Source organism: Cupriavidus sp. FW306-01-F10A, assembly GCF_058782785.1.
The window spans coordinates 1-1,192 of sequence record NZ_JBYSYA010000055.1 but is presented as its reverse complement, the minus strand read 5'-3'; the positions used below and the strand labels follow the sequence as shown (position 1 = coordinate 1,192).

Genomic DNA, 1,192 nt, shown 5'->3' with positions numbered 1-1,192 from the left:
CGCCTGAGTAACCGTCTTCAAAGTCAAGTTCGGTGAAGCGATTTGTCCCAAGGAGTGCTGGTTCTGACCATGGCGTTGAGCACGGTCAGCAACTTGCGCATGCAGGCCACTAACGCTACCTTGGGCAGCTTGCCGGCGGCTGTCAGGCGCTGGTAGAAGGCTTTGATGGCGGGGTTGTGCCGGGTTGCGGTGAGCGTGGCCATGTACAGCACTCGCCGGATCTCGAAGCGCCCTCCCAGAATCCGGCGCCGCCCCCTGCTGCTACCCGAGTCATTGGCCATGGGCGCCACCCCTACCAGGGCCGCGATCTCGCGCCGGTTGAGCCGCCCGAGCTCAGGCAACTCGGCAACCAGCGTGGCGCTGGCCACCGGGCCGATGCCGCTGGCCGACTGCAACAGCCGATCCAGTTCCCCAAAGTGCTCACGCATATGACCCACCATCTGCGCCTCCACGTCGTCCAGTTGGGCCTTGATGGCCGCCACGATGGCCTCGATGCTCGGGTGCAGCCCGGCCGGCGTGATCTGCAGGCGCTGGCGTTCGGCGTGCAACATGGTCAGCAGCTGGCGCCGGCGCGTAACCAGGGCCGCCAGCCACTGCTGCTGGGCGTCGGCCAGCGGGCGCAGGAAGCGCGCCAGGTCATCGCGTTGCACCAGTACCGACGCCAGTTCGGCGAGCATGCGCGCATCGATGGTGTCAGTCTTTGCGAGGCGCCCCATGGACTTAGCGAAATCGCGGGCCTGGCGCGGGTTGATCACCGCCACAGGTTGGCCTGCCGCCTGCAGCGCACAGACCAGGGCCGCCTCGTAGCCGCCGGTGGCCTCCATCACCACCAGGCCAACCCCCAACGGCTGCAAGGTCGCGGCCAGTGCCGAATGGCCCTCGGCATCGTTGGCAAACTGCTGGGTATCGCGACTGGCGCCCAGTACACAGACATCGACGTGTGCCTTGGCAACGTCAATACCAACAACTGAGATAACAGACATGGTCTTCAGATCCCTTGCTTGTGCATGCGCGCTCACCAACGGCGCGCGTAACCGTTCGGGCTTCAGGAAGACCAGCACGGCGACCGTGCGTTCTGTACTCAGGCGCGGGCTCGATCACCCTAGCGGCTATCAAACTACACGGGCCGGTCTGGCCGTCTAAACGACGCTCAGACTTTACCGCACTGGTCTGGTTTGAACATACAAGCGGC

The 1,192-nt window shown here is 64.8% G+C and carries 1 protein-coding gene; it reads right to left on the bottom strand.

Annotation, left to right across the window (positions count from 1 at the left end; genetic code table 11):
• Positions 1 to 23 precede the first annotated feature (23 nt).
• Complete coding sequence (locus AC3WLF_RS31310; RefSeq protein ID WP_492357491.1) at positions 24 to 983, bottom strand: IS110 family RNA-guided transposase; 960 nt, start codon at positions 981 to 983, stop codon at positions 24 to 26.
• Positions 984 to 1,192 lie beyond the last annotated feature (209 nt).

Coding starts and splice junctions, on each gene's coding strand:
- AC3WLF_RS31310 (WP_492357491.1), bottom strand. CDS start 983: ATGTCTGTTATCTCAGTTGTTGGTATTGACGTTGCCAAGGCACACGTC.